The 793-nt window shown below is 44.6% G+C and carries 1 protein-coding gene; it reads right to left on the bottom strand.

The annotated features are described in order from the left end of the window. Positions 1-718 (bottom strand): reverse transcriptase/maturase family protein (locus NLX71_RS26310; RefSeq protein WP_254366765.1); only part of this gene is annotated, 718 nt, incomplete at its 3' end. Between the last annotated feature and the right edge of the window lie 75 nt (positions 719-793).

Here is a 793-nt window from a genome sequence, read left to right as displayed (position 1 = left end):
CTTCAGACAACTTGATCTCCAATTCGTTAGCCATGAACTCTTTGATATCATTTTTAATCGTTTCGCATTGTTCCTTATTGCCCCAAACCGCGACTAAGAAGTCATCGGCGTAGCGAATGCATTTGATGCGTTTGAAATCCGAGTTTTGGAAGGAATAGTAAGGGGTTTGATTTCGAATTTCGGTTTGCTCAATGATAAATTGTTTCAGGTTCTCTTCTGTGGACGAGTCTGCCGCGGCATCAAGCTTGCGCTTCGCTCGCACAATCCGCATATCCAATGTCTTGTATAGCCTTGACACCGTTTTGGATTTAGGAGAACCCTGATCGAATTTATTTTTGTAGGAGTTAAACCACTTATCGAAATGATCAAGGTAGATGTTTGCAAGCACTGGGCTGACGATTCCGCCTTGTGGCGTTCCGCTGTAAGTGCCGTAATGCTTCCAAACTTCCAAGTATCCTGCCCTTAGGAACTTCCAAATGAGTCGGATGAACTTCGCATCGTTGATTTTCTTCTCCAATAGCGCGATTAGCTTATGGTGGGAGATGTTGTCAAAATAACCTTTGATGTCTCCCTCGATAAACCACGTTGCTCCTTTGAAGTTAACCTTTGCTTCGTGTAAGGCGGTGTGGCAACTGCGATTAGGTCTGAAACCGTGACTGAAATCCTCAAAGGTGGGTTCATAGATCGCATCAAGAATCATCCTGCAAATTTCCTGGATGATTCTATCCGAGAAGGAGGGTATCCCGAGAGGACGTTTTTGCCCGTTCTTCTTTGGGATGTAAACCCTCCGTAC

The sequence above is a fragment of the Paenibacillus sp. MZ04-78.2 genome (assembly GCF_024213375.1).
Taxonomy (GTDB): domain Bacteria; phylum Bacillota; class Bacilli; order Paenibacillales; family NBRC-103111; genus Paenibacillus_G.
The sequence above is the reverse complement of the archived record's forward strand: the minus strand, read 5'-3'. Positions and strand labels throughout refer to the sequence as shown.